At 67.2% G+C, this 6,292-nt stretch carries 6 protein-coding genes and 1 pseudogene; 5 read left to right on the forward strand and 2 right to left on the reverse strand.

The window, feature by feature from the left end; genetic code table 11:
* Window positions 1-88 precede the first annotated feature (88 nt).
* The 4 genes from QMX82_RS19635 (at window position 89) to QMX82_RS19650 (ending at window position 4,306) form a co-directional block, all read left to right on the forward strand.
* Entirely contained in the window at window positions 89-1,543 is a 1,455-nt protein-coding gene (locus tag QMX82_RS19635; protein WP_282286731.1) for an amino acid permease, read from the forward strand.
* Window positions 1,544-1,629: 86 nt separating this feature from the next.
* Window positions 1,630-2,508, forward strand: a complete 879-nt coding sequence (locus tag QMX82_RS19640) for a GntR family transcriptional regulator (protein ID WP_208694226.1) — start codon at window positions 1,630-1,632, stop codon at window positions 2,506-2,508.
* Between the two features lie 77 nt (window positions 2,509-2,585).
* Window positions 2,586-3,593 carry a nucleoid-associated protein YejK gene (yejK, locus tag QMX82_RS19645; RefSeq protein WP_208694225.1) on the forward strand — a complete coding sequence of 336 codons (1,008 nt, stop codon included), beginning with the start codon at window positions 2,586-2,588 and terminating at the stop codon, window positions 3,591-3,593.
* Between the two features lie 275 nt (window positions 3,594-3,868).
* Entirely contained in the window at window positions 3,869-4,306 is a 438-nt protein-coding gene (locus QMX82_RS19650) for a hypothetical protein (protein ID WP_133862900.1), read from the forward strand.
* A gap of 116 nt (window positions 4,307-4,422) precedes the next feature.
* Here QMX82_RS19650 and QMX82_RS19655 read toward each other — a convergent pair whose 3' ends face one another.
* Window positions 4,423-5,247, reverse strand: coding sequence for a hypothetical protein (locus QMX82_RS19655; protein WP_282286735.1), 825 nt, complete (start codon window positions 5,245-5,247; stop codon window positions 4,423-4,425).
* Window positions 5,248-5,446: 199 nt separating this feature from the next.
* A complete protein-coding gene (locus tag QMX82_RS19660) occupies window positions 5,447-5,962 on the reverse strand; it encodes a dihydrofolate reductase (protein ID WP_208694223.1) in 516 nt (171 codons plus the stop codon).
* Window positions 5,963-6,043: 81 nt separating this feature from the next.
* Between QMX82_RS19660 and QMX82_RS19665 the strand changes: the two are divergent.
* Window positions 6,044-6,292: pseudogene (locus tag QMX82_RS19665) on the forward strand (DUF2868 domain-containing protein); the annotation flags it as partial.

Genomic DNA, 6,292 nt, shown 5'->3' on the forward strand with positions numbered 1-6,292 from the left:
GCGTTCCGCACACCACCCTTCATTCGACGACCGCGACTGGCCGCCAGAGCCAGCGCCGGCCCCCGTTAAACTGCCAGCTGGAATCCCCATGTCCACCGCCTCCCCGAGTCTGCAGCGCCGGCTCAAGCCCCGCCACCTCAACATGATCGCCATCGGCGGCTCCATCGGCACCGGGCTGTTCGTCGCCTCCGGCGCCACCGTGGCCACCGCCGGTCCGGGCGGCGCCCTGGCGGCCTATGCGCTGATCGGCCTGATGGTCTACTTCCTCATGACCAGCCTCGGCGAGATGGCCGCCTACCAGCCGGTGTCGGGTTCCTTCTCCATCTATGGCAGTCGCTTCGTCGAGGACGGCTTCGGCTTCGCCCTCGGCTGGAACTACTGGTACAACTGGGCGGTGACCATCGCCGCCGAACTGGTGGCGGCGCAACTGGTGATGGGCTTCTGGTTTCCCGAGGTGCCCGGGCTGATCTGGAGCGCGCTGTTCCTCGCGCTGATGTTCCTGCTCAATGCGGTGTCGGTGCGCGGCTTCGGCGAAAGCGAATTCTGGTTCGCGCTGATCAAGGTGACCACCGTGGTGGTCTTCATCGGCCTGGGCCTGGCCGCCATCCTCGGCATCTTCAGCGGCATCGAGCCGCCAGGCCTGTCCGTGTTCACCCAGGGCGAGGCGCCCTTCGTCGGCGGCCTGCAGGCCATGGTCGGGGTGGCCATGATCGCCGGCTTTTCCTTCCAGGGCACCGAGCTGATCGGTATTGCCGCCGGTGAATCGGAGAATCCGCGCAAGAACGTGCCCATCGCCATCCGCCAGGTGTTCTGGCGCATCCTGATGTTCTATGTGCTGGCGATCTTCGTCATCGGCATGCTGATCCCCTACACCGATCCGCGCCTGCTGCAGAACGACGCCACCGACGTCTCCGTCTCGCCGTTCACCCTGCTGTTCGAGCGCGCCGGCCTGGCCTTCGCGGCCAGCCTGATGAACGCGGTGATCCTCTCGGCGGTACTCTCCGCCGGCACCTCGGGCATGTACGCCTCGACGCGGATGCTGCACAGCCTGGCCGAACAGGGCAAGGCGCCGCGGCTGTTCGCCCGCGTCTCGCGCAATGGCGTGCCGCGCAACGCCCTGCTCGCCACCACCGCGGTGGGCGCCCTGTGCTTCTTCACCTCCCTGGTGGGCGACAAGGCGCTCTATGGCTGGCTGCTCAACACCTCGGGCATGTGCGGTTTCATCGCCTGGCTGGGCATCGCCGTATCCCACTATCGCTTCCGCCAGGGCTACCTGGCTCAGGGTCGCCGCCTGGAAGACCTGCCCTATCGCGCCAAGCTGTTTCCCTTCGGGCCGCTGCTGGCCTTCGCCCTCTGCCTGGTGATCACCCTGGGGCAGAACTATGCCGCCCTGTTCGGGCCGCACGGCGTCGACTGGCTGGGCCTGGCCGCCACCTACATCAGCCTGCCGCTGTTTCTCGCCGTCTGGCTGGGCTATCGCTTCAAGCACCGCAGCCGGCTGGTTAAGCTCAAGGACATGGACGTCAGCCCGAGCGGCGACTGAGCGCCCGCCAGCGGGACCCGCCGGCTGTGCCCGGCGGGTCCCGTGCTAGCATCCCGGATCTTTCCGATCGACTCGCCAGCGCTGCCATGGGCACCACCCTCGCCTCCCAACTGATTCCCGACATCCTCACCTACATCGCCTCGCACCAGCTGGCGGTCGGCACCCGGCTGCCCGAGCGCGCCCTGGCCGAGCGGCTGCGGGTGTCGCGCTCGCCGGTGCGCAGCGCCCTGCAGCAGATGGCCGACCAGAGCCTGCTGGCGCGGCATCCCGAGGGCGGTTTCGCCGTGGCCGCCGCGGCCCTGGACGCCACGCCCCAGGCGCGCGAAGAGGTGTCCGCCAGCGAGCGCCTGTATTTGACCATCGCCCGCGACCGGATCGAGGGCGAATTGCCGCTCAAGGTCACGGAAAACGAGCTGATCCGCCGCTATCAGGTCACCCGTGGACAACTGGCCGATATCCTCAGGCGCATCGTCCAGGAAGGCTGGGCCGAGCGCCTGCCGGGCTACGGCTGGAGCTTCGTCGAAGGTCTCACCTCGCCCGATGCCTATGCCCAGAGCTATGCCTTCCGCCTGCTGATCGAGCCGGCTGGCATCCGCGACGCCGGCTTCACCCTGGATGCCGGCGAATTGCGGCGCTGCCGCGACGAGCAGGCGCTGCTGGTCGCAGGCCGGGTGTTCGAAGCCTCGCCCGCGGAGATCTTCGACGCCAACACCCGCCTGCACGAGACCATCGCCCGCTGCTCGGGCAATGCCTTCATCCTCGATGCGCTGCGGCGGCTCAATCGCCTGCGCCGCTTGATCGAATACCAGAAGTCGGTGGATCGCGAGCAGGCCCAGCGCCGCTGCCAGGAGCACCTGGAGCTGATCGACCTGCTGCTGGAGGATCGCCGTGAAGAGGCCGCGGTCTTCATGACCCGCCACCTCGGCAACGCGCTGCAGGAAAAGCAGGCCACGGCGGCGCGCTGAGGCTGCGGCGCCCAGGGCCTGCCCGCCAGGGTCCGGGAGCGTTAGACTGGCGGACTTTCCCGTTACCCGAGGCCGCCATGCCGATCCGTCACGCCATCGTCCATCTGATCGACAAGAAGCCCGACGGCCAGCCCGCGACCCTGCACGCGCGGGACGCCGAACTGGCCGACTCCCAGGCCATTGAGAATCTGCTGGCCGATCTCAACGACAGCTACAACGCCAAGCCCAACAAGGTCTGGGGCCTGTTCCACGAGGAATCCGGCGCCTATCCCTTCAGCGGCTGGCTCCATGCCTATCTGGAGGGCGAACAGGACTTCGTCGCCTTCAGTCGCCAGGCGGTGGAGCACCTCAAGGGGCTGATGGAGAGCAGCAACCTTTCCACCGGCGGCCATGTGCTGTTCGCCCAGTACCAGCAGGGCATGACCGACTACCTGAGCATCGCCCTGCTGCACCACAGCGAGGGGGTGACCGTCACCGAGAGTCTGGAAGTGGCCCCGGCCAAGCACCTGGACCTGGGCCAGCTGCACCTGGCCGCGCGGATCAACCTCTCGGAGTGGCGCAACAACAAGCAGTCGCGCCAGTACATCTCCTTTATCCGCGGCAAGGGCGGCAAGAAGGTCTCGGATTACTTCCGCGACTTCATCGGCTGCCAGGAAGGCGTCGACGCCAAGGGCGAGACCCGCACCCTGCTCAAGGCCTTCAGCGACTACGTGGAAAGCGAGGACCTGCCGGAAGAAGCCGCCAAGGAAAAGACCGACACCCTGGTGGACTACGCCAGCAGCCAGGCCAAGCGCGGCGAGCCCATGGCCCTGGACGCCCTCTCCGAGTTGATGGACGACCAGGCACCGCGCGCCTTCTACGACTACATCCGCAACAAGGATTACGGTCTGGCCCCGGAGATCCCGGCGGACAAGCGCACCCTCAATCAATTCCGCCGCTTCACCGGCCGTGCCGAGGGGCTGTCGATCAGCTTCGAGGCGCACCTGCTGGGCTCGCGCATCGAATACGACGAGGGCCAGGACCTGCTGATCATTCGCGAGGTGCCGACCCAGCTGAAAGACCAGCTCAAGCGGCGCAATGACTAGGCTTGGTCTGAAAAGTCGCCGCGCGAAGGTCAGGCAAGGCGAAAATTCATGAGGAAGCGGCGTTTACGAGCAGTAAATGAGCCTTCGGAACGGATTTTCAACGCAGCCTGGCCGAGCGCAGGCACTTTTCACCCAGGCCCCGGTAACCGCCGGGCCGCTGGACACCTGGGGTTGCAAACGCGATCACCGATCGGGCGCCCCCGGCTGGACAGCGGCCGGCCAAAGGGGGCACAAGATGTCCCTTCTTTTCCTTATCTGCCGAAAAAGTCGAAACCATGAGCCAGTACCCCTTCGAACGCCGCATCGTCATCACCCTGCAATCGAACAACGAACTGACGCTCGACGCGGCCCTCGACCAGGCCGTGTCGCGCATCAAGCAGGGCGAGATCCACGGTGGTGACGAAGGCCTGGCCACCGCCTACAGCTTCCATGTGGACACCGTCGCCGAAGGCCCCTCCGGTCCGGTGGACCTGGGCGAATACCTGGGCCGTCCGGCGACCAAGGCCGAGCAGAGCGTGGTGGACGCCGGCGTGGTCCCGCGTTTCCGCCTGGGCCAGACGGTGGCCGTGCAGGTCGGCAATGGCGAACCCAAGCCCAGCAGCATCCAGGAAGTGCGCCTCTTTCCCCAGGTGGAAGGCCCTTGCTGGCTGTACCTGGTGGAAGAGCGCGTCCACCGCGACTACCTGCCGGCGAAGAAGCTGCGGGCGATCTGAGGGCATCTTGGCGTTGGGCTTCGCTGCGCTCAACCCAACCTACCGACCGCGTAGGTTGGGTTGAGACGGCTCCATCGTCGAAGCCCAACAAGCAGGTCTTATCCCAACAGCGTCACTCAACCAAAGGCGGCGATCTGGCGATAGAGCGACAGCGCCGGAGCGGTGGTCGCGCCGGTCATCTGGGTGAGGATGCTGCCATCCAGCGCGGTGCTCGCTCCGGCATCCGACCCGTCCGCCAATTGCGTCGTCCATTGGGGTGCGCCATCCGCCCCGGTGGTGACGCCAAAGCTCGGCGCCGACAACGCGGCCGTTTCCTGAGCCGCCGCCGTCGCCACCCCGCCAGCGCTCAGGCCATCGATGAGCTGGGTGTTCAACTGATTGGGCTGCCAGTCGGGTGCGCCCGGATTCAGGGTCCCGAGGATGCCGGCATCCTCGGTGGCGGCAGGGGCCCAGTTCCAGGCGGCGGCACCCTGGCCTGATGTGGAGAGACCGGAAAAGGCCACATTGGCGCCATCGGTGCCGCGCTGTGCGCTTTCGAAATAGGCGAGCTGACGCTCAGCCGAGGTGAAGGTGCCGGAATCGTCGCTGGCGATCCGGGTCAGGCTGTCGCTATCCAGATTGGCGAAGGGATCCTGGGTGGAGGCGTCGGCATAGCGACTGTCGTCATGGTAATAGCTCACCAGCAGGTGATTGGCCGCCTGCTTGGCCAATTGCACGCGATCGGAACTGGCGCCCTGGGGCAGTTCGCCGAGCACGGCGGCGTCGGTGCCCTGGCTGCGGATCTGCTGCTGGAGGATCTGCATGAAGCCGTCGAGATCGGCATTGCCACTCGCCTGTCCCGGCAGCAGGCCGGCGATCAACTGGGCGGCGGGCGACAGGTCCACGGCGATGGCGCTGCCACCGGACGCCTCGCCAGCTTGGACGCTGTCGTCCGCGGGCATGACCTGGTTGCCTGGCGCGCCTGAACGGACAGGTGGAGTCCCTGCCGTTGTCGTCTGCATCTGGCTGTCGATCGCCATCACGTCTGCACCCTCCGGCCGCCCAGGCGGCTCGCCTCAGCCTTCTTTATGCCAGGGCAGCCTTAGGCTTTGCTTAGCGCCGGAGGAAATCGACAAGAAAATCCAGGCGTCGCGACCGCCCCTAGGCCCGTCGCTCCCAGACCTCGCAGGCGTAGGCCGGACGGTCGTCCTCGGCCGCATGTTCCTGGCGCGAGACAAGCTCCCACTCCGCCTCGTGCCAATCGGGAAAGAACACATCCCCGGCCGGCGCCAGAGCGACGCGGGTCAGGTAGAGCCGCTGGGCCACCGGCAGGGCTTCGGCGAACAGCTGGGCGCCGCCGATCAGCATGATCTCGCTGGCTTCGCGCTCCCGGGCCCAGGCCTCGGCGCGCTCCACGGCGGCGGCCAGCGACGCCCGCACCTCGGCACCTTCGGCCACCAGATCAGTCTGACGGGAGACCACCAGATTCAGCCGGCCCGGCAACGGGCGGCCCAGGGAATCCCAGGTCTTGCGACCCATGACCAGCGGCTTGCCGAGGGTCACGGCCTTGAAATATTTGAGTTCCGCCGGCAGGTGCCAGGGGAGACGATTGTCGATGCCAATGACGCCGTTGTCGGCCACGGCGACGATCAGGCTCAGGGGAAGAGAGGTTTTCATGGTGACAGAGCATAACAGAGGCGTTAACAGCCAGGGCGCCAGGGACTATGCTCGGCGTCTTTGCCGCAAGGGCGCCGCCGCGTGACCGTACTCCCCTCTCCCGCCTTCGAGGATCTCTGGCTCACCGAAGCCCTGCGCCTGACCGAGGAAGACAGCGGCCCGCTGGAAGACGCCGAGGCCAATCGCCAGGCGCGCGCGGTCGGTGGTCCCTTCGAGTCGCGGCTGGTGACACGCGCCCGCCTGCTCGGCCAGCGCGACGGCCTGCTGGCGGCGCGGCGCCGCGGGCCCCCGGGGGGGGGGCTGGCCGCCAGGGTGGGGGGCATCGGCGCG

The sequence above is a fragment of the Pseudomonas sp. PS02302 genome, from assembly GCF_029959585.1.
Taxonomy (GTDB): Bacteria; Pseudomonadota; Gammaproteobacteria; order Pseudomonadales; family Pseudomonadaceae; genus Chryseomonas; species Chryseomonas aestiva.

Coding starts and splice junctions, on each gene's coding strand:
- QMX82_RS19655 (WP_282286735.1), bottom strand. CDS start 5,247: ATGCCCGCGGACGACAGCGTCCAAGCTGGCGAGGCGTCCGGTGGCAGC.
- QMX82_RS19635 (WP_282286731.1), top strand. CDS start 89: ATGTCCACCGCCTCCCCGAGTCTGCAGCGCCGGCTCAAGCCCCGCCAC.
- QMX82_RS19640 (WP_208694226.1), top strand. CDS start 1,630: ATGGGCACCACCCTCGCCTCCCAACTGATTCCCGACATCCTCACCTAC.
- QMX82_RS19660 (WP_208694223.1), bottom strand. CDS start 5,962: ATGAAAACCTCTCTTCCCCTGAGCCTGATCGTCGCCGTGGCCGACAAC.
- QMX82_RS19650 (WP_133862900.1), top strand. CDS start 3,869: ATGAGCCAGTACCCCTTCGAACGCCGCATCGTCATCACCCTGCAATCG.
- yejK (WP_208694225.1), top strand. CDS start 2,586: ATGCCGATCCGTCACGCCATCGTCCATCTGATCGACAAGAAGCCCGAC.